The sequence below is a fragment of the Desulfosporosinus sp. BICA1-9 genome (genome assembly GCF_000802135.1).
Window position 1 is genome coordinate 1 of the sequence record NZ_JUEE01000208.1, and the last position, 20439, is coordinate 20439.

The 20439-nt window shown below is 45.6% G+C and carries 20 protein-coding genes and 1 other annotated feature; of the genes, 2 read left to right on the forward strand and 18 right to left on the reverse strand.

The window, feature by feature from the left end:
• Nucleotides 1–356: 356 nt before the first annotated feature.
• The 10 genes from JL57_RS25700 to JL57_RS25745 form a co-directional block, all read right to left on the reverse strand.
• A complete protein-coding gene (locus tag JL57_RS25700; RefSeq protein ID WP_034144754.1) occupies nucleotides 357–989 on the reverse strand; it encodes a corrinoid protein in 633 nt (210 codons plus the stop codon).
• Between the two features lie 53 nt (nucleotides 990–1042).
• Nucleotides 1043–2500, reverse strand: a complete 1458-nt coding sequence (locus JL57_RS25705) for a trimethylamine methyltransferase family protein (RefSeq protein WP_034144755.1) — start codon at nucleotides 2498–2500, stop codon at nucleotides 1043–1045.
• A 15-nt stretch (nucleotides 2501–2515) separates the two neighbouring features.
• Nucleotides 2516–4003 (reverse strand): trimethylamine methyltransferase family protein, encoded by a 1488-nt coding sequence (locus tag JL57_RS25710; RefSeq protein ID WP_034144784.1) that lies wholly within the window; start codon nucleotides 4001–4003, stop codon nucleotides 2516–2518.
• Nucleotides 4004–4471: 468 nt separating this feature from the next.
• Nucleotides 4472–5566 (reverse strand): ATP-binding protein, encoded by a 1095-nt coding sequence (locus JL57_RS25715; protein WP_034144756.1) that lies wholly within the window; start codon nucleotides 5564–5566, stop codon nucleotides 4472–4474.
• Between the two features lie 474 nt (nucleotides 5567–6040).
• Entirely contained in the window at nucleotides 6041–6991 is a 951-nt protein-coding gene (locus JL57_RS25720; protein WP_291300568.1) for a glycine betaine ABC transporter substrate-binding protein, read from the reverse strand.
• 624 nt (nucleotides 6992–7615) lie between these two features.
• Nucleotides 7616–8260 (reverse strand): ABC transporter permease, encoded by a 645-nt coding sequence (locus JL57_RS25725; RefSeq protein ID WP_034144758.1) that lies wholly within the window; start codon nucleotides 8258–8260, stop codon nucleotides 7616–7618.
• Complete coding sequence (locus JL57_RS25730; protein ID WP_034144759.1) at nucleotides 8261–9376, reverse strand: betaine/proline/choline family ABC transporter ATP-binding protein; 1116 nt, start codon at nucleotides 9374–9376, stop codon at nucleotides 8261–8263.
• A gap of 64 nt (nucleotides 9377–9440) precedes the next feature.
• A complete protein-coding gene (locus tag JL57_RS25735; protein ID WP_291300569.1) occupies nucleotides 9441–10097 on the reverse strand; it encodes an ABC transporter permease in 657 nt (218 codons plus the stop codon).
• 224 nt (nucleotides 10098–10321) lie between these two features.
• Nucleotides 10322–11737 (reverse strand): sigma-54-dependent Fis family transcriptional regulator, encoded by a 1416-nt coding sequence (locus tag JL57_RS25740; RefSeq protein ID WP_034144760.1) that lies wholly within the window; start codon nucleotides 11735–11737, stop codon nucleotides 10322–10324.
• 211 nt (nucleotides 11738–11948) lie between these two features.
• Entirely contained in the window at nucleotides 11949–12842 is an 894-nt protein-coding gene (locus JL57_RS25745) for a xanthine dehydrogenase family protein subunit M (RefSeq protein ID WP_034144761.1), read from the reverse strand.
• 290 nt (nucleotides 12843–13132) lie between these two features.
• Here JL57_RS25745 and JL57_RS25750 point away from each other — a divergent pair, with 290 nt between their 5' ends.
• Both JL57_RS25750 and JL57_RS25755 read left to right on the forward strand, forming a co-directional pair.
• Nucleotides 13133–13420, forward strand: a complete 288-nt coding sequence (locus tag JL57_RS25750; protein WP_034144762.1) for an AbrB/MazE/SpoVT family DNA-binding domain-containing protein — start codon at nucleotides 13133–13135, stop codon at nucleotides 13418–13420.
• Nucleotides 13413–13721, forward strand: coding sequence for a PIN domain-containing protein (locus JL57_RS25755; RefSeq protein ID WP_291300570.1), 309 nt, complete (start codon nucleotides 13413–13415; stop codon nucleotides 13719–13721). The genes JL57_RS25750 and JL57_RS25755 overlap by 8 nt, the downstream gene beginning before the upstream one ends.
• Before the next feature lie 525 nt (nucleotides 13722–14246).
• Here JL57_RS25755 and yhbY read toward each other — a convergent pair.
• The 8 genes from yhbY to rplU form a co-directional block, all read right to left on the reverse strand.
• On the reverse strand, nucleotides 14247–14540 hold the full coding sequence (gene yhbY, locus JL57_RS25760) for a ribosome assembly RNA-binding protein YhbY (RefSeq protein ID WP_034144763.1): 294 nt from the start codon (nucleotides 14538–14540) through the stop codon (nucleotides 14247–14249).
• Between the two features lie 203 nt (nucleotides 14541–14743).
• On the reverse strand, nucleotides 14744–15943 hold the full coding sequence (locus JL57_RS25765) for an ABC transporter permease (RefSeq protein WP_034144764.1): 1200 nt from the start codon (nucleotides 15941–15943) through the stop codon (nucleotides 14744–14746).
• Complete coding sequence (locus tag JL57_RS25770; protein WP_034144765.1) at nucleotides 15940–17292, reverse strand: efflux RND transporter periplasmic adaptor subunit; 1353 nt, start codon at nucleotides 17290–17292, stop codon at nucleotides 15940–15942. Before JL57_RS25770 ends, JL57_RS25765 begins: the two co-directional genes overlap by 4 nt.
• 49 nt (nucleotides 17293–17341) lie before the next feature.
• Nucleotides 17342–18610 (reverse strand): GTPase ObgE, encoded by a 1269-nt coding sequence (gene obgE, locus JL57_RS25775; RefSeq protein WP_034144766.1) that lies wholly within the window; start codon nucleotides 18608–18610, stop codon nucleotides 17342–17344.
• Between the two features lie 136 nt (nucleotides 18611–18746).
• Complete coding sequence (locus JL57_RS25780) at nucleotides 18747–19250, reverse strand: Spo0B domain-containing protein (RefSeq protein ID WP_034144767.1); 504 nt, start codon at nucleotides 19248–19250, stop codon at nucleotides 18747–18749.
• 102 nt (nucleotides 19251–19352) lie between these two features.
• On the reverse strand, nucleotides 19353–19661 hold the full coding sequence (gene rpmA / locus JL57_RS25785; protein ID WP_034144768.1) for a 50S ribosomal protein L27: 309 nt from the start codon (nucleotides 19659–19661) through the stop codon (nucleotides 19353–19355).
• A complete protein-coding gene (locus JL57_RS25790; RefSeq protein ID WP_366557106.1) occupies nucleotides 19655–20101 on the reverse strand; it encodes a ribosomal-processing cysteine protease Prp in 447 nt (148 codons plus the stop codon). The genes rpmA and JL57_RS25790 overlap by 7 nt, the downstream gene beginning before the upstream one ends.
• The gene (gene rplU, locus JL57_RS25795; protein WP_034144769.1) at nucleotides 20007–20318 is read right to left on the reverse strand and encodes a 50S ribosomal protein L21; all 312 of its coding nucleotides are present in this window, start codon (nucleotides 20316–20318) and stop codon (nucleotides 20007–20009) included. Before rplU ends, JL57_RS25790 begins: the two co-directional genes overlap by 95 nt.
• 12 nt (nucleotides 20319–20330) lie before the next feature.
• Nucleotides 20331–20415, reverse strand: a sequence feature (ribosomal protein L21 leader region).
• Nucleotides 20416–20439: the final 24 nt, after the last annotated feature.

Here is a 20439-nt window from a genome sequence, read left to right on the forward strand (position 1 = left end):
TAGGGCTTGCTAATTTATCGAAAAGTCTAGACTCCGCAAGGGTTTAAGGGTAGTGTCTTAATAAATATGTGCATGGAAAAACAGCCTTTGGCGTCAAAAACCATGCACATAGAGTTAAAATCAAATGTTGCATCGATGCACCATTTGGCCTCTTTGTTCCTTGATAAAGTTAACCTCGGACGTGATTTGCTCAGGCGTCCTGTTGGAAATTTCCATCCTCATACCGGCTGCTCATGAGGGCTATAGCGCCAATCCACCCTTTTCGGGTTGCCCAAAGTCTGAGTTGGATTTAAGGCGGAAAATCGTAAGATTCTGCTTGCTAAGAGGAAAAAAGAGGTTTGGTTAGCAAGCCCTAATTAAGCAATCAATCCTTTACATAAATCCGTCGCAGCTGCAGCATCAGGTGCATATCCATCAGCACCAATTTCATCTGCAAACCCTTGGGAAATCGGAGCCCCTCCGACAATGATCTTAACCGAATCGCGCAGGCCCTCTTCCTTCAACGCTTCTATCGTATCCTTCATGGACAGCATCGTCGTGGTCAAAAGCGCAGACATCCCAATCGCTTGAGGCTTATGCTCCTTGACCGCTTTAACGAAGGTGTCAGGATCGATATCAACACCTAAGTCAATCATCTCGAACCCAGCACTCTCCATCATCATAAGTACAAGATTCTTCCCAATATCATGAAGGTCACCCTTCACCGTTCCGATCAACACTTTACCCGCCGTGGGCATATCCTTTTCAGCAATCAAAGGCTTTACCATTTCGATGCCCTTGCTCATGGCTTTGGCTGACATCATAACCTCAGGGACATACATATCCCCAGCTTTAAAACGAACTCCGACAACATTCATACCCGCCATTAACCCTTGATTAATAATCTCTAGTGGATCGCTGCCATTGTCAATCATTTTCTGGGTTAAAGACTGAGCTCCAGCATAATCCCCCTTAATCACAAGTTCAGCCAAGTTGTTAAAATCACTCAATTGTAATCTCTCCTCTACCTTATCTTTATACTACCATATTTCTTTGTACTAATTTAGTCCTTTGCTCCAACCTTTTTCCGGGCCTCTTTTAGAACCGCTTCTATCTTCTCCCTAACCTCGTCACTAACAGGTTTGGGCTGATAAGTTTCTAGGATCTGCTTAATCTGTTCTCGAGCGCGGACGACCATCGTCTTACTACCGTTTTCAGACCAATTCTCGTAATTATTGAAATCAGAGAGCTCTGGCCGCCAATTCTCCCTAAAGTGATTCGCAGTATGGTCATCCCCCAGGAAATTCCCACCTGGACCAACCCGCATAATTGCCTCTACCCCTAAGGATTCTTTATCCGTCGCAATCCCTTTGAGCATCTTTCGTGTTCGCCCGATAACCTCGTTAGAAATCATCAGTAATTCCAAGGATCCGGTTAAGCCAAATTCCATGTAGAAAACATCATGCATGATATTGCACCCTTGCAGCGCACCCATCAAGGTAAACATTGTCGATTCTGCAATCGCCTGCTCATCACAAACCTTAGCATTGCAGCACCCGGCATATCCCCAGGAAGGAAGTTCGTAATAGTGGGCCAGATCGACCATTCCCCCTTGAAAGAGCACCGCTTCCGGAGTACCATAAACCGCCTGCATGGTCCGCATATCAAGGGGAGAATTACCATAACCGTACACAAACGGGGCTCCTGGCGCTTTCAATTGATGGATCACTAAGCCGCTCAAGGCTTCGGCATTAGCCTGGACTAAAGCCCCTCCTACCGTAGTCGGTACGGAAGCTCCTGCCACACCACCACAGGCAAAATTAGTCGGAATTCCATTTTCAGCAGCAATTAACAATTTATCCACTGACTCTTGAGGATGTTGAAGTGGAGAGGTCGGCTCCGTGTAGAGCATGAACAGTGGTTTCTGACGCAAGCGTGCTTTGCCACCGACGGCACTGGCTGCCATCTCAATAATATCCCGCAAGGTATCTCCATCTTCCGCAATGACCACTTGGGGTTTCACAGTGTTCTGGACCATGATAGCATATTGTTCGCGATTGATCATACGACGATCGACATCGGATAAAAGACCCATCGACATCACAAAATCAATATTCGGTAACTTATCACATAGCCTGATGGCATTGGCTACATCCTCTTGACGCCATTTCCGCCGTTCTAGGCTGACCGGATCTAAATAGTTGAGCGTGTCTGAACCTGTGCCAAAGTGAACCTTGGCCCCTTCTAATTGAAGCGCAGCTTCTCCGTTTCGATTATATAAAGTTACATGTGAAGGGGCAGATTGCAAGGCTTTCTTGACCAGGTGATTGGGGAAATAAACCCGGTTGCCCTTTTCAACATAGGCCCCCGCCTGTCGAAGAAGTTCAACCGCCTCTGGATGGTGAATCACCATACCCGTCTCTTCAAGAATCCGACTACTCGCCAGATGAATTTCTTCCGCTTGCTTCTCAGTCAGTGTTCGGAAAAACAGCCCATTTCCGTGTGAGCTTCCTACTCCCATAATCTTAACCCCCTCTTAGCTCTTAACTCTTCTTTCACGTTTCTTTTCCGCTTTCACTTTCTCTGTTTCAGCAATTATCTCATTTAAGCCCTGACGGATTGAATCATCCAACAGTTCCGCCGTATGCGTTGCCACAATCTCTTTAGCCAAATCCCCAGCGTGGTCTTCCACAGTTTTAGACCCCTGCTCTTCCCAAATCTCCCAGAAAGAACGATTAAACTGCTTAGGAGTCCAAATCTCTTCCCGGAAATGCTCATAGGTATGGGCATGACTCACAAAGTTCCCACCAGGGCCTATTTCATCAATCACATCAACCGCCATCGTCTCTTCATCAATTCGAGTTCCTCTACCCATGTAACGCGCATTATCCATGAAATCATTGCACATCGTCAGGAAGGTTAATGAACCAGTTTTTCCACCTTCCAGATACCCGACATCATGCACTAAATTAGCGCCCATCAGCTGTGCCAGCAGGATACCGTTGCCTGCTTCCATCCCTGCCTGAGCATCTGGCACTGGAGCATTAACACACCCAGCCTCCGTAAAGTTAGGAATTCCGTAAAACTGAGATAATTGAGTCATGATGGCATAGTTCATCATCGTCTCCGGAGAGCCATACAACGTCGCAGTAGTCCTCATATCCATGGGAGTCGCCCCACCGCCAATAATAATTGGGGCTCCTTTTTGCTTTAGTTGGGCCATGACAACTCCCGCCAAAGCCTCAGCATTCATCAAAACAATCGTTCCCGCTTTCGTAACCGGCGTAGTTGCCCCAGACAAAATTCCAGGAGTATACACTACAGGAACTCCATATTCAAAACAAGCAAACATCTTTCCGATCCCATCATTGGTATGGACCAACGGAGTGATGGGCTCAGAATAAAGAATCAAGAACGGATTTTTTCTCAGCTCTTCTTTACCGCCGACCACTAAAGCAGCCATCTCTAATTGAGCGCGCATGTTTATTTCATCGTGAGCAGTAACAATCATTGGTTTAACAGTATTAGAAACCATAGCCTCTAATTGATGAAGGTCACTCACTTTAGGATTTTGATCGGAAGCAATCGCATAACTCATTACAAAGTCATAATTTGGTAAATAGTCCATGACCCGGCAAGCTAACTCGACATCCTTCTTCGTAGAGCGCCGCCGCTTACCCGTTTCTAAATCAAGGGTATAGGGGAGATCAGAACCTGTTCCAAAATAAGTCCTATTTTTCTCCAAAGGCATGACCCTTTGGCCCTTACGGTTAGCCACCACAATCTTGCTCGGCGCCAAACGAATACATTCGTCAACCAACCAGCTCGGAATCCGAACCCGGTTTTCATTGACAATACAACCAGCATCTTTCAATAACTGTAATGCTTCTGGGTGATCTACTTTAACCCCCGTACGTTCAAGGACCTCCAAGGTCGCAAGATGAATCTGCTCGATCTGTCCCTCACTGACCCATTGGAGCTGTGGCGTTGCGTGTTCTATGCTATTAGATCGAATCTTTCTCATCAGTCCTATACCTAGCCTTTCCACATTTTTTGTACCTTCTCCAAGTTCAAATCAACTTATCTATCTTAGTGAATCTCCAGAGTAACCGACCTACCCAACGACCTATTCTTCCATGTTCCCTTCACTTACACTGCTACACTCTAGGTGGGTATGCCTAAGTTAACCTTGCAAGATATATGCCATTCTCATCATAAACGGTACTCAATTCCATCCTTAGCCTATGTCCTGCTAAGAATGTGAATAACCTTCTGTTACAGAGGCCTTAAACCTTGCGTCAAGCCCTCTTTTTGATCATACATCACTGGTGTTAACTGTGGGTAAAAAATGCAAATGCAAAAATTTTTAGCAGCTTATCATATCGTCTTATCGTTTTTTTAGCCTGTGTTATTCCACTTAACGTAATAATCCCTGTCTATAGTCTAGCCGCAAAAAAAGTTGGCACTGCCCAATTTTACGGCAATCAATTTCTCATCCTAAACTGACCATAGAAATAGCCTTCGTTACGCAACTATCTACACAAATTCCGCAACCCCAGCACTTATCCTGATCAAACTCAACCCTCTTCCTTGGCTTGCCGTTGACCATGATTTCGGTTTCCCCGAGCTGAAAAGCCGAAAAATTGCACCGTTTGACACAAGCCCCACAATGCGAACACTTCACTTCATTGCGCTGAGCCACATATTGAATAACCGGAAATATACCCTTCATTCCCCTGTCCTGAGCCAGACGCGTCGGATAGCAACAGCAAGAACAACAATTACACATCCAGGTCGGCCCCTTCTCCCGCCAGTCACTATTAATCTGGTGCATCAAACCCTTCCGATGTGAGAGTATTACAATCTCTCGAGCTTCATCCTTCGAAAGCGAACGCCCATACGTACGATCCGTAATCGAAGCATCAAAACTCAGACAGGTTTCTGTCGGCTTCTCGCACCGCTCCGCTAACTTACGACAATTACAAGGAACCAAGCGAATATCCTTCACGGAATTCAGTAATTCCTCAAGCTCATCGATCATAAAAAACGTCTCCGGCGCCCTATCCACCGCCTCTTTATTCCTAAGCTGCTCCAGATAAGGCTCCATCCGCTCCGCGTACACTTGATAACACCACTCATCCAAAGCCTTCAGCAAATCGCCACCGTCATCTTTAACCTTTTCGTTGTTATTGTTATCATCGTTGCTATCGTTGTTATCGTTGTTATCCTTATCCTTATCTCTCTCGTCATCTATATTATTGGCCTTCAGACTCCTAATTTCTAGCTTATAGCTATCGTCAAACTTGCACATATAATCCAACCGGCCATAGAAATCCGCCCCAAAATAAACAATCTCCCCGTCAATCTCTTCCCTCTGAACAATATGCTTATAATAACAACCCTCCAACAACCCCTGAGCCTGCTCAGAAGCACATCCCATCCTTTTAGCAACTTCAGAAACAGAACACTTCTGACCCTCCAATCGAACCACCAAATCCATCTCAGCCTCAGACACAAACCATGACAAATAAGGCACCACAAAATCCGGCACACCAAACAAACTAACAAACTTCTCAATCATCGACATCTAAAAATCCAACCTTTCACGAATCCGAGTTAAAGAAAGACCACCCTATTCCCCAAACCAATATTTCACGGGGCATAAAGTGGCCAATAAATATAACTTAATAAGCAACCCAAACATTCCCTCCGTTACCCAGCCCGGCGGCGCAGCACCGATTCAGAGGTGCACGTTCCCCCCGCAACATGCATAGGAGGAAGTGGCTTAGCTGAGAGAGCACGATTAGTGGAATTGCGTCAATGAGCGCAGTCGATCAGGCGTTAAGAACCGCAACTGTTCACATGCAGAAAGCCCAGAAGTTTTGCGGTTTAGCCTGAGCGACAAGGGAATAGCAATGGAACGTTGTGCGATCACGATAGTCTCCAGTGGAGAGTATCGCCGAAGGCGCATTACCCACAACGAACACTTATCGCCGTAGGATGCTAAGCGACTTTCTCCTCCCCCGTTCGGACCCCGCACCTCTACTCCCTCCAAGCCGCCTTATTTCAGCAACCCTTTACTCTTCAAGAAAGTCGTCGAAACTTCCTCAATGGACTTCTTCTCAACATCAGCTTGCATATTCAATTGAGTGATCGTCTCAGTATCTAACACAGCGCTCAATTTCTTAAGTTCGCCAGCTAAGTTAGGATACGCATCCAAGATTTGCTGACGGAAGACAGGAGCAGCATTATAGACCGGGAACGCCTTTTTATCATCTTCAAGCATCACTAGCTTATCCGTGACAATCCTCGGTTCTGTAGTGAAGGCTAAAGCTAAATCCCCTTTTTGAGCTTTAAGAGTATCATAGTTTAGACCCATAGCTACGTTGACAAAATCCCCTTTAGGCATTTTGAACTCATAGACCTTTTCAAACGATGGCAAACCATCTGCCCGTCCTTCCCATTCAGGGAAACCAACGAATTTTAAGCTTTCACCCTTCTTCACTTGGGCAACATAGTCAGAGATAGTTTTCAGCTTATACTTTTCGGCAACATCGGCCCGAACAACAATCCCATAGGTGTCATTAAGTGGTGCATAATCCAACCACGCAATTCCATTCTTAGCATCCCACTCTTTAATGAGTTTGTAGCTTTCATCCGCCTCAAACACGGGAGCATGCTCCATTAAATTCATAACACCCGTTCCAGTGTACTCCCAATAATGATCGATTTGCCCAGAAGTCAAGGCTGGTCTGATAACAGCCAATTCACCAAGCCCCATTTTATTCTCAACCGGATACCCTAAACCTTTTAGATACTGGAAGCTCATCGTTCCTAAGAGTGCTGCTTCTGTAAAGGTCTTGGACGAAATCTTAATAGTAGGTCCTTCTTTTGCCTTATCTGGAGCAGGTGTAGGTGCTGCTGCAGGCGCCTTTGCACCGCAACCCATTACCCCTCCTAAAGCTAGTGTCAGGGACAAGATTGCAACGAGAAATAATGATCGTTTCTTCATGTACATACCCCTTCCTTTTAATAAGTTGGTCCAATTATACATCTTTTCACAATACTTACGTAGCCTTTATTTCAAATTTCTGGCATCCCCTCCTTCAAATCTCAAGTAATGCAAACTTAAACCCTCGCCATATCTCCTTTTCGCCTAAACGATACAACCCCTTTCACAGAGTCCATCAACACCTTCTAAACCCCCATCGACAATCCCAAAGGATTCCTCTTACTTAGAAAGCAAGCCAAGAACCGTCCCGCCTTCCCCATATGTTCCCCTAGTGTTCCCCTCAAAAGCGCTTTTGCGTCATAAACGCAAACAGTACCCAGACCCCTCCATCATTCTAAACCCCGCGTTCTATACCCCGTCGTTCTACCCGTCGACCCAAGCTAGAGGAATTGTTTTAGCTGAGAGAGCATGTGAGAGGAATCGCGTCAATGAACGCAGGCGACGAGGCGTTAAGAAACGCAACGGTTCACATTCAGAAAGCTCGGAGGTTTTGCGTTTTAGCCTCGGCGTCAAGTGAATAGCGATGAATCACGATAGTCTCCAGTGGAGAGTATCGCCGAAGCCGCGATCCCCAAAGTATACCTACCGGCGAAGGATGTGCGAACGGGCTAAAACAATTCCTCCCTACTCAACCCGCATCCCAGGCGGAGTAATCCTAAACTCTAAGTAATTAATCATCCGATCCAAGGAGATAGCCATCAGCGCCCCGAGCCCTGCCCCAACCAGCAAGTATTCAGGCCGGAAGAGAGCCAAGCCGCCCATAATGAGATTGCCCAAACCGCCAGCCCCAATCAGAGCGGCCAGTGTACCTATACTCACGACATAAACAGTCGCGGTCCGGATACCGCTAAGAATAATCGGTATGGCCAAGGGAATCTCCACTTCTATAAGAATTCTTCGTTGGGACATCCCCATGCCGCAAGCAGCTTCCTTCACATCCGAACTAACTCCCATTAAACCAGCAATCGTATTTCTAACGATGGGCAACAAACTTTGGACTAAAAGCGCGACTATGGCAGGTTTCATTCCCAAACCGAGAATCGGTAAAGCCAAGGCAATCACAGCAATCCCTGGAACAGCTTGTAACAGGTTAAGAACATTAAGGGTAACAAGACCGAACCTTTTATATTTTGGACGGCTTAAGAAGACTCCAAGCGGTATGGAAATCAGGATGGCAAGAGTTATGGTAATCAGAACGATCATGGAATGCTCCCACAAAGCCTCTGGGGCCTTCTCGAAAAGAGCATACCTGAAATGCTCCCAATTCATTTACTCACCCTCTTTCCTGTAAACATGCTTCCTAATGCCTTTGAAAGAGAGCATCCCACATAGTTCTTTATCCTTCAGAATTCCGAGGTAATCCGCATCATATTCCAGCAATAAAGAGAGGGCATCCGGGAAAGGAGTTGTCGTTTGGACAAAGGCTTTTTGCGTCCTCAGAACTTGTTTCCTTAACCCCTCCATATCACTTCCAAACTCACGAAGATCCGAAGACGTGATATGTCCCCAAACCTTACCCGCTTCATTTAAAAGGAAAGCCACCTCTACCCCTGCGTCCTTCATTTTCTGGGCTGCATTCTGCCATTCATTTCCCCTTAACACACACCCAATAGGTTGCATGGCATCTTCCGCGAGATACAAATTCAACTTTTTAACAACCCGATCGCGACCGATGAAGTCCTCGACAAACTCATTGACCGGATTGGTTAAGATCTCTTCCGGAGTCCCAAATTGAACTAATTTTCCAGCATTAAAAATAGCAATGCTATCTCCCATTTTAATAGCTTCGTTAATATCATGGGTGACAAAGACAATAGTCTTCTTAATCTCTTTCTGTAAACGAAGAAATTCATCCTGCAAATGCGTCCGTGCTATCGGGTCAACCGCTCCAAAGGGCTCATCCATCAGCATAATCGGAGGATCAACAGCCATGGCCCTGGCGACTCCAACTCTCTGCATTTGCCCCCCACTAAGCTGAGACGGATACTTTCCCCTTGTCTTTTCTAAGTCGAGCCCCATCATAACGATCAGCTCATCAACACGTTGCTTGATCTTCTCTTTCGGCCATTTATATAAGCGGGGCACGATGGCAATGTTCTCGGCAATCGTTCGGTGCGGCAGTAGGCCAATCTGTTGAATGACATAGCCAATCCCCATCCTCAGTTGGTCTGAGTCGGTGTGCGTTACATCTTCTCCGTTAATATTGACTACCCCGGACGTAGGCTCGATCATTCGATTAATCATACGCAAAATAGTACTCTTCCCGCAGCCTGAGGGTCCGACTAAGACACATATCTCCCCTTTAGGAATAGAAAGAGATAATTGGTCGACTGCTGGCATTGCTTGACCTGGGTACTGTTTCGTAATTTGCTTTAGTTCAATCAATTTTGAATCCTCCTCTGCAAACGTTCTCCTGTCCTCAGATAGACTTTTCTCTGTTGATGAGGAGTTAGCGACTAATTCTTAATCCTTTAGGAACAATCCTTTTCTCAATCAGGCCAAGGATAGTATCTAAACCGATGGCAATCACCGAGATGATCAAGGCTCCTGTGATCATCATAGGCGTATTAGAACGTACAAGACCTTCCTGGATAAATCGTCCTAAATTACGTTCTCCAATATAGGTAGCAATCGCTGCAATGCCGGTCGTCATGACCACAGTAACTCGAAACCCCGCAAAAATGATTGGCATACCTAGTGGCACAAGAATTTCGACGAGAATCCTTCTCGTACTCATACCCATCCCTTTAGCCGCTTCGATCACATTGCGATCGACGTTTTTAACTCCGTCATAGACGCTACGAATCAAAGGCATCATGGCATAAAGCACTAACGCCAGCAAAGCAGACTTTCGACCTAAGCCAAACATTGGGATTGTTACTAAAATAGCAAACATGGACAAACTTGGAATACAGAATATCGTGTTCGCCAAAGCCAAGACTCTCGCCGCCCATTTATCGCTTTTCGTCAACAACAACCCGACAGGTACCCAGATCGCCAAGGAAATCCCCACTGCCAACAAGACCAGCGTAAAATGATTCTCAGAATACTCTATAATCGTTTTAGTATTCTTCATCAGAAAATTAATAAAATCCGTAAAAGCCAATCGCCATCACCCCACATTCTTTCGTTTTTTCCAGGCGAAGAGTTCCATATTTTATAGAGTAAACCTAATACTTGTTGCAAGAATGGTGCCTAATTTCAGATAATTGTGTCATCTGCCCTTTTGTCCTTCCTGATAACCTGGACGCAAAATTTATTTGCTTAGATAAATCCTCTAAACCCGCTTACAGGGATCGTTAAGGTTACGTGCAAAACTTTGTTGCCTGCCTAAGAATTTTGCATCCCTAATTTTTTCATCCGGTATTGGAGATTCTGCCGGGCAATTCCGATGGAATCAGCTGCTTTGGTGATATTACCCCCATGGTTTGCTAGCGCTTCTGTGAGGACTTGCTTCTCTACCTCACGTAAAGCATGAGCCAAGCTACTAGATTCTTTTCGATAGAATTCAGTAGACGTCCCCACTTGACTGAGGAACTTTGCCCTTAGATAATGGGGCAGATGGTCAATAGTAATGACTTTGCGACCATCAAGCATGTTCATAGCACTTTCTAGAATATGTTCTAATTCTCGAACATTCCCTGGCCACAAATAATTTAAGAAAACATTCTTTAACTCCTCACCCATCACGACCCCGCCCAAGCCATATATGTTCTGATAGCGGTTTAAAAAATAATTCATTAACGCCTCGATATCTTCCTGGCGATCTTTCAAAGGGGGAAGAAAGAGAGTCATAACCGCTAACCGATAAAAAAGGTCTTTGCGCAAACTGCCGTTGTTGATGGATTCCCAAGGATCAATATTGGTAGAACTGATCACTCGGCAGTGAATGGGAATCTCTGTGGTCCCGCCGACCCGCCTCACCATTTTCTCTTGCACAACGCGCAAAAGCTTAGCCTGGAGGGCATTACTCATAGAATTAAGTTCATCTAAGAACAAGGTCCCGTTCCCAGCTTGTTGAAACAGACCTTTCGATTCCACCGCCCCTGTAAAAGCCCCCTTGGTTGTCCCAAAGAGAATGCTCTCCAGCAACGTTTCCGGAATCGCGGCACAGTTAATCGCCACGAAAGGCTCCTTCTTGCGAGCACTGTAATTATGAATTGCTTGAACCAGTAATTCCTTACCTGTTCCAGTTTCTCCGAAGACTAAGATAAACCCGTCGGCCACAGCTGCCTTCTTGGCGGACGCAATCAGACTCTGCATGGCAGAGCTGGCAGAGACAATCGAATCAAAGGTATAGCGAGTTCCGTTATTACCACGCTGATCTTGCCCTTCAAGAGCGATTTGATCCTGTAATTGCATCGTCTTGGTCAAGAGTTCTTTATACTTGGTAATGTTTTTACACACCGAATAGACCGCTATAACCTCATGATTTTCTATGACAGGAAACGTACTGGCAATAATATTGACTTCTTTCCCTTGATTGGTGAAATAGGTTTTATGCTTTTCCAGAACAGGTTCTCCGCTTAGAACAACACTTAGGTGTTCACTACTTTCCAGAGTCACCGCATCATAGACTTCGGCTAAATTCTTTCCGATGACATTTTCAGTTGCTAACTCTTCTAATTTAGCCATCTCAGTATTATAGAAGATGATTTTGCCATTGCGGTCAGTAACAATAACCCCTTCTTCGATCGAATTAAAGAGCTGCCTAAATACTGGAATCATTATCTCATCATCAGGCATCTCTTAACCTCCCAGTTAAATCTCATACTATTTTAAACTTATCGTGTTAATTCTCGAATTTAGCTAATCTCCTCTTTGACAACCCTAAGAATCAATGATATGACTCATGAATACAGGATCAGGTGATCACTATGTTCGCAGTTGCATTAATACGCCCATATCTCAATCAATTCACTAGTATCTCAGATTGGCACTACGTTAGAGCGCTCGATTACCAATTCTGTATGATCTGTTCTGACCTTGGAAACAAGTCATTGAGTAGATCATACGCGAGACCGCGAATAGCCTGACGTTTATACTCCTGTGAAGCCCGTCCAGGGATTGCCCGGTCAACAACCTCTGTCAGTCGATCTGCAATCTCCCGAGCCAGCGCTGGAATAGCCCTCTTGCCGTGCAATTCCCGCTCCAAGTCCTCTAAACGAAAGGGAGTCCGCCCTAAAGCTCCCACAGCCCATCTTGAATGATGGATCGTTTCATTTTCCGAATCCACTTCCAGCCATGCTGCAATATTCAGACGAGCAATCGTTACAGCAGTCCGAGTGCCTAATTTTTTGAAGGCGCTTATAACCTGTGTCTTCTCTTTAGGTTCCCACACTGGGAAATCGATCTCAGTTATTAATTCCTTTTCCTTCAGCCCTGAGCCGTTTCCTGCCTGAAACTCAGCAAAAGATACCCTCCTAGACCCCCGTGGTCCCTGTATCCTGACCCAAGCCTCAAGTGCTAATAACGTAGGCAGACTGTCTCCAGCAGGTGAAGCATTGGCGATATTTCCACCGAGAGTTGCCCGGTTACGGATTTGCGTGGACCCGACCTGCGACGCCGCCTGACTCAGACACCTAGCCTTCTCCCTAATGAGGCTGCTCTCACCGATTTGACTGAAGGTTGTTCCACTTCCGATTTTTATCCTGCCCTCATCTTGCTTAATAAACTTCAATTCTGAAATCTGAGAAAGGTCTATGAGCCAAGCAGGTTGCAGCTTCCCGCTCTGCATCTGGATCACTAGATCCGTGCCCCCATTTATGTAAACAACTTCTTCATCAATTCGAGAAACTAACTCAAGCCCCTCGCTAACCGATAATGGACTAGCAAACTGAGTAATCGGCATCCTAAAACTCCCCTCCCTAAATTGAGCAAAATCAACGAATTGGGTAGAGTTATGTTTGAACTAAAGGTAAATGTATCCAGAGAATTGGACTATACTTTGAATTATACCAAAAAACTATAGTTTAAAGTCTATCTGGACGTGGATTTTTTTTTATTCATTTATCTAAATTGCGAGGATATTGCCACTTTCAGGTTTAGGCACTGTGCTTTATATAACAAATGGTAAAACTTGACTTATTAAAAAGTATTACTTATAATATAGGTAATACTTTTGGAGGGGAGACATTTATTATGGGAAAGCAACTTCTCTCTGGAAAGTTAACTAGCAAGGGACAGTTAACTATTCCGGTTGAACTAAGAACTCTTTTAAACATTAAAGAGGGAGATAGATTAGCTTTTGTCTTAGATGAAAGCGACAGAATTATTGAAGTTCAGCCTAAAACCAAAAAATCAATTCGAGGGGTCATGGGAGCATTAAAACCTACGTTCCCCATAGATGTAGACGAAGCTATTGAATTAGCAAGAATTGAACGCGCGAAAGCAATTGTCAGCCAGTTAAATGAGTCGGAAAATGAGTAAACCGATGATCGCCGACACCAACATTCTCATTCGTCTATTCGTTAAAGACGACGAAGTTCAAGCCGAACAATTGGTACGACTTATTGAACAAGGTGACACGAAGTTCTATATTTTGTCACTTGTCCTTATCGAAGCCTATTGGGTCTTACGTAAATTATATAAATTTGAAAAAAATGCTATTATACAAGTATTTGAGAATTTTGTTGAATCTGACGGTGTTGAACTCGAAGAAGAAATTCTGATGCAACATGTCTTAGCTCGGTTTCGAGACGTAAACATAGATTTTGTAGACGTATACTAGCCGAGAAATCAAGGATTTTGGAACTACCAATCTTGACCTGGAACAATAAGGATTTTAGAAAGTTAGACTGTGAATTTTATAGACCACGCGATCTTTTAATATAAGGCTATTTTTAAATTTCTTGAATAATAAGCGGCTCTTTCTCAAATAAGATGATTTGAACGAAACTTGAAAAACACAATACAGTCATATCAAGGATTTGCAAGAAAGATAACTACCAATTTGTGTAACAAAGCATCGTCTTTGAGAAAGAGCCTAATAAGCATGCAGAAAAGACCTCAACGTGAGGTCTTTTCTGCTTTGCAAATATAAGGTTCAGGGTTTAGCAAAAATAATTGTGAATACATCTACCTTGGAAATAGCCTATTTGCATTCATCAATGGTTCCGGGCAGCGGCATGGAGGTCTGAATGTACTAGAAAAGACCCCTGATAAGAGAGGTCCTTGATTGTATTTTTAGTTCTGATATAAGTTGTGCAAGTAAATGCACGAACCGTCCCCTACTTACACTATTACACTATTACACTTACTTGGGTAGAACTATGAACGGCTTGTCTTTAGATTGTCTGAAGAGTAGAAAATTCCGCCCGATAACTTGCACGAGTTCGGACCCTGTCTGCTCAGCTAGTTCTGCAGCCACGGCTTTTGGCTCCTCCATACAGTTTTGCAAGACACGGCCTTTGATGAGTTCTCTAGCCTCCAAGGTTTCGTTCGTTTGGGTGACCACATTTTCTGCGATTCCGCCCTTACCCACTTGCAAGATCGGATCCATTTCATTGCCCATAGCTCTTAAATAACGTTTTTGTTTACCTGTTAACACGAATAATCTCCCCCTAAATATTACTCATTACCCATTATTCATATCTCGTTTCTCATCACATATCTCATTGACTCACACGTATCTAATTTTTACGTTACTTAACTCATATCTCAAAGCGACCATCGGTCCTTGGAACATGGGGGCGGTCTTGCTTGCATTAATGCAAGTCAAGAACCGTCCCCAACTTGCACAACTTGCATTACTCACTCATATCTCAAAGCGGCCATGGGTTCGAGCTTAGCCGCCTTTAATGCTGGATAAAATCCAAAGAACAGTCCCACTCCGACGGAAAAGGACACGGCCGCTAGAATCGCCCAGCCTGAGAAAAGCGGCGGCCAGTGCAAAAGATAGGCTACCGTCAGCGCACTCCCTATCCCTAGAGCGATGCCCACGATTCCTCCGATCAAGGATAAGACGATGGCTTCTAATAAGAATTGGGTCAGAATATCCCGTTCCTTAGCTCCTACCGCTTTGCGCAAGCCAATTTCACGAGTGCGTTCTGTTACTGAAACTAACATAATATTCATAATGCCGATCCCCCCCACCAAAAGGGAGATTCCAGCGACGAGACCGATAAAGCTTGTCAGAATGCGCATGATCTTATTGGCCGATTGAACCAATTGTTGGACATTAAAGGCCTCATACTGATTAGTGGTCCCATGACGTACATTCAAAATCCACTTAACATTGGCAATCACGCTTTCCAAATCCGTTTCCCGATAGGTCGCACCTTCTAGCTGATCCACCCTTTGAGATTGGAAAATATCCGACCAGGTCCCCCAAGGCATATAGGCATAAGCATTCTGCGGACCCACATTAAATTGCGCAAAGGCTGATTGATCCTTAGCCAAAACCCCAATCACCCGGCAAGGGACATTATGAATCATGACCTGCTGCCCCAAAGGATTCCCAGCCCCTATTAAATTGTCGGCTAAGGTCTGGTCGATCACCACTACGCGACGGTCCGCGGAAAACTCTTCTTCTGAGAAAAAGCGACCCTTCGCAATATCTCGACGCCTCAAATCTGCAAACTCCGGGGTTGTTCCGACGAGCATAGCGGAAGAACGCTTTTGACTCACCTCTACGGCAGTATACTCAATGCTGGCCGGCAGCAAGCTTTTAATTTGCGGCAGAGCCCGTTTCAAACTCTCTCCATCCGCAAGGGTTAAGCGGTTTGCTTCGGCTTGTCCGGTTTGTCCGACAGATTTCGTGTACAAGACGAACAGGTTAACTCCGCTTTTCTCCATCTCCTGCATGATGGCTGCTTTACCACCCAGCCCGATGGTGACCACAGCGATGACTGCAGCAATTCCGATGATAATCCCCAGCATTGTCAAGCCGGTCCGTAATTTATTAGTCCGCAAACTAAAGAGAGCCCCTCGTAATCCTTCTAGGAGACTCATGCTCCCCCACTCCCTACTTCAGGCGCTACCGTCATTCCTTCCGATAATTCCTTAGAGGGATTCAGGACCACTTGGTCCCCGGCGTTTAAACCAGAGGAAATTTCCTGATGGGTATCGTTCCCGATTCCCAGCTTCACCTCGGTCTTACGCAGGCGACCCTCTTGAATCCGATAGACATAGTTCTTGTTTCCTTCTTGAAAAAGGGCCTCTTGAGGAACCGCCAAAATCCCCGCTTTGGTCGCCACAATTATTTGAATGCTCACTGTAAATCCTGGCTTCAATCCGGCTGGCACTTGATCTAACCGGATTTTTATCCCTACCGTCGGGGAAGCATTTCCTTGGAGGCTGGGCTTAGTCACCGCCGCCGGAGCGATCCCGACAATTCTGCCTTGAACCGTCGTATCTCCCAGCACCTTACTGGTCATCGCCACTTTCCCGTCCATTTGCACCTTTCCCGCATCGACCTCATTCAGTTGCGCCTCGACGTTCATCTGAGTTAGATCGGCCACAACCACCAGCGGGACCTGCACAGGCGAGAGATTTCCATCCTCAGCATTAACCTCCAGGACAGTACCAGGGATCATCGCTTTATGGATCATTTGCCCCTGTTGCGCCTGAGCCACTTTAAGCATCTCTTGCGCCTGCTTTAATGCCGCTTTACTTTGGGATAGTACTCCCTCAGCTTGCTTAACAACGCCGGGACTTACTGAGATCCCACTATTATGTAAATCACCAGCGCCAGTACCATTTGCAGTTCCACCGATACTGTCAGTTCCGGCAGAATCACCTAAACCACCAGCGATACCGTTTCCATAAGCATCGGCTAAGAGACCGGCTACAGTGACCGCACTTACATCTGCATCTGCATCAGCACTAACACTAGCATTGGCATTGGCACTAGCACTAGCACTAGCACTAGCACTAGCACTAGCACTAGCACTAGCACTAGCATCAGCACTAACACTTTGAGCTTTCTTCAAATCCGCCAAATTAGCTTGCGCCACATTGACACCCGTTTGGGCGGCCTCAACGTTCGCCTTTGCTTGGGCTACTTGGGCATCGACAAGGGTTGTATCAAGTGTGACCAGGGTTTGTCCCAGTTGAACGGAATCCCCTACTTTCACCGCCACACTCGTAACACGCCCGGGCGTTAGGACACGCACCTCTTGACGAGACACCGGAACAAGGCTGCCCGTCGCATAGACGTCTTCTTGCATCGAGATAGGTGCTACAGCTCCAGCTTTGACCTTCAGTGGACCCTGAGGGGTTCCCCAAATCCACCATCCGCCAAGGGCTAAGGCCAGAATCAAGAATCCAGTTAGTATTCCTAACCAAAGCTGCTTCTTCACCGCGCTCCCCCCTTAACAACCATCCGTCCAGCTCATAGGAACCTGGCCCTTAGACCCAATCAAATTTATAGCCCGCAATCTCCACTTTGTCCCCTTCTTTGATCCCTGCCGCATTTAAAGCATCGTCAATTCCCATAGCCTTGATAATATTTTGGAAACGATAGACACTCTCTTCTCGATCAAACAAGGTCATCTTAGCATGCCTCTCGATTTCTTTACCGACCACGATAAACAGATCCTCTTCCTTTAAGATCTCAAAGCGCGGATCTGATTCTGCTTTCGTAACACGATGATCAACCGGAAGGCTGACAATCTCAGGAACCGGGATATCCGGCAGGATCTGGGCAATACGATAAATTAGTGCTTGCAAGCCTTCCCCTTTCGCAGCCGAAACTGAAAAGATTTCGTTACGACCATCCACGGCTTCTTTTAAACGCTGCAAGTTTTCCTCAGAACCCGGGATATCCATTTTATTAGCCACAATAATCACCGGTCGCAGAGCAAGCTCCGGACTATAAAGCCGAAGTTCTTCTTCAATAATCCGGAAATCCTCCAAGGGATCCCGTTCCTCTGACCCAGAAATATCTAAGACATGCAGAATCAAGCGAGTTCGCTCGGTGTGACGTAAGAACTCATGTCCCAAGCCCGCTCCCGAATGAGCACCCTCAATCAAGCCTGGAATATCTGCCATCACAAAGCTTTCCCCATCCTCGATATCGACCACCCCCAAATTAGGTATCAGGGTGGTAAAATGATAATCGGCAATTTTGGGTTTTGCCGCAGACACTTTGGAAATCATCGTGGATTTTCCCACATTTGGAAACCCGACCAACCCTACATCAGCCAAAAGCTTCAACTCTAAACGCAGCCAGCGTTCCTCACCCGGTTCACCATTTTCCGCCAAAGTAGGCGCTTTATTAGTATTACTCATAAACCGAGCATTACCCCGTCCACCTCGTCCACCTGCTGCGACTACAACACGCTGGTCATGTTCAATAATATCGGCTATAGGCTCTCCTGTACTATCATCGAGGACCACAGTTCCGACGGGAATACGCAGAATAATATCTTCTCCGCCCCTGCCGCTCATATTCTTGGCTTGTCCATGATCACCGCGATCCCCTTTATAATGGCGTTTATAGCGAAAGTCCACAAGAGTCCTTAAACCCTCATCCCCTATGAAAACTACATTTCCCCCACGACCACCGTCTCCACCACTCGGTCCGCCCTCCGGAACATATTTCTCACGGCGAAAGGCAACAGCACCCGCTCCGCCATCTCCAGCTTTAACATAAATCTTTGCCTGATCGTAAAACATACCTAAAATCTCCTTAATCAAGTTAACTCTTACCGCTTAGCTTAGCTTACTCTACTTACTCTACTTACTCTAACTCACTTTAGCCTATTTAGATTAATCTAGCCTTTCCCTTACCACATTCAACGGATTACTTATTTCAAAGCCCGTTAAACGGCACCATTTTATCGTAAAGGACCGTCTCCTCGTCCGATAAGATAAACTGGCAAGAGAAACCACCCGGCTCATCGAATAAATACAGCTCAGCTTGCAAGTCTTTCAACGACTTAGACCGCAAAGAAGCTTCCATGCATTCTTTAGTGTACCCGTATAACTGCTCTACATATTCCTTTTGCCAATGATCTTGCCAAAACTCGTTCTGTTTCATCTCCTCGGGAAAATCGATCGTCACAGTAATCCTGTTCTGACTCAGACGAATTAATAAACCCAGCATGATTGCAGCTAAGTGGGGTTCGGCCAGATGCCCTATCTTTTGCTCTTCCTGCGACCCGGTGACCGTATCCCGCATATACTGAAGAGCCTCCTCCGGATGGTTGAGCTGTAAATTGCCCATAATCACCTGCCAGTGATTTAGATAGTCATGCCTCTGAAGGCGATACCATTGTAACATCTCTGACAACAAAGTTTCTTCAACCTCTGACATCGTTACCCTTCCCCCTCACTTAAATTCTGCAAATCAGTTTGATCGATAGTTGTATATACGAATAAAACCCCTGGGAAAACCCAGGGGTCAATAAGAAACAGCTTATAGGGCGATAGCTATCGGGGTTTTTGCACGTTCTGCATAAATACTAACTTGTTTGTGCAAGCGATCTTTATGCTCGAACTTGACGTAGCCGTCAATCAAAGCAAATAAGGTGTCATCTTTACCCAGACCACAGTTTTTAGCGGGATGAAACTTCGTTCCACGTTGACGCACAATAATCGTACCAGCTTTGACGAATTGACCATCGCCGCGTTTCACACCCAGACGTTGAGCGTTACTATCACGACCATTTCGTGAGCTACCTACCCCTTTTTTATGGGCGAACAGTTGAAGATTCATTTTTAGCATGGAGTCCACCTCCTTCGATCAATAATTATATAGTTTTGACTATAAGTCGTTCGTATTTTTTCAATACCTAACGCCATCGTTTGCAAAATCCACTGGGCCTTCTCCAAGTCTTGCTCAGAAATCCCCTCCAGCCGACAGGAGAGATGTCCATCAGCCTCCTGAGCTTTAGGGACCACCGATAAGAAATGCTCCAACCCATTGACAGCCGCAATACTCAGTGCAGAAACCCCCGCACAGACTATGTCCTGACCCTCTTCGGCAAACCCAGCATGTCCAGACAATTCAAATTCACGAATTCGCCCTTGCTCATCCGCCCATACTATGAAGCGAATGCCATCTTGGCGCTTACGCTTGGAGTGCCTCGACAACCACTTTTGTGTAGGGTTGACGATGTCCTTGCTTGCGACGATAGTTTTTCTTGGACTTGAATTTGAAGACAATAATCTTCTCCCCTTTACCGTGCTCCACTACTTTCAGCACTGCTGTAGCACCCGCCACAACAGGGGTTCCGACATTAACTGCTCCGTCTTTTTCCACGAGGAGAACCTTATCAATCGTTACGGCATCTCCGACGTTAGCATCCAATTTCTCAACGTAAAGTACGTCGCCCTCTTGAACGCGAAATTGCTTACCACCAGTTTCAATCACTGCATACATATAAATACACCTCCCATGCCCTAGACTCGCCATTGCAGGTCGGTTTCTTAAAGCTAAAAAACCCGTTAATACCTGATTCGAGCGGTTGCGGTGAGAAGTCACCACATTTAATTATTTTAGC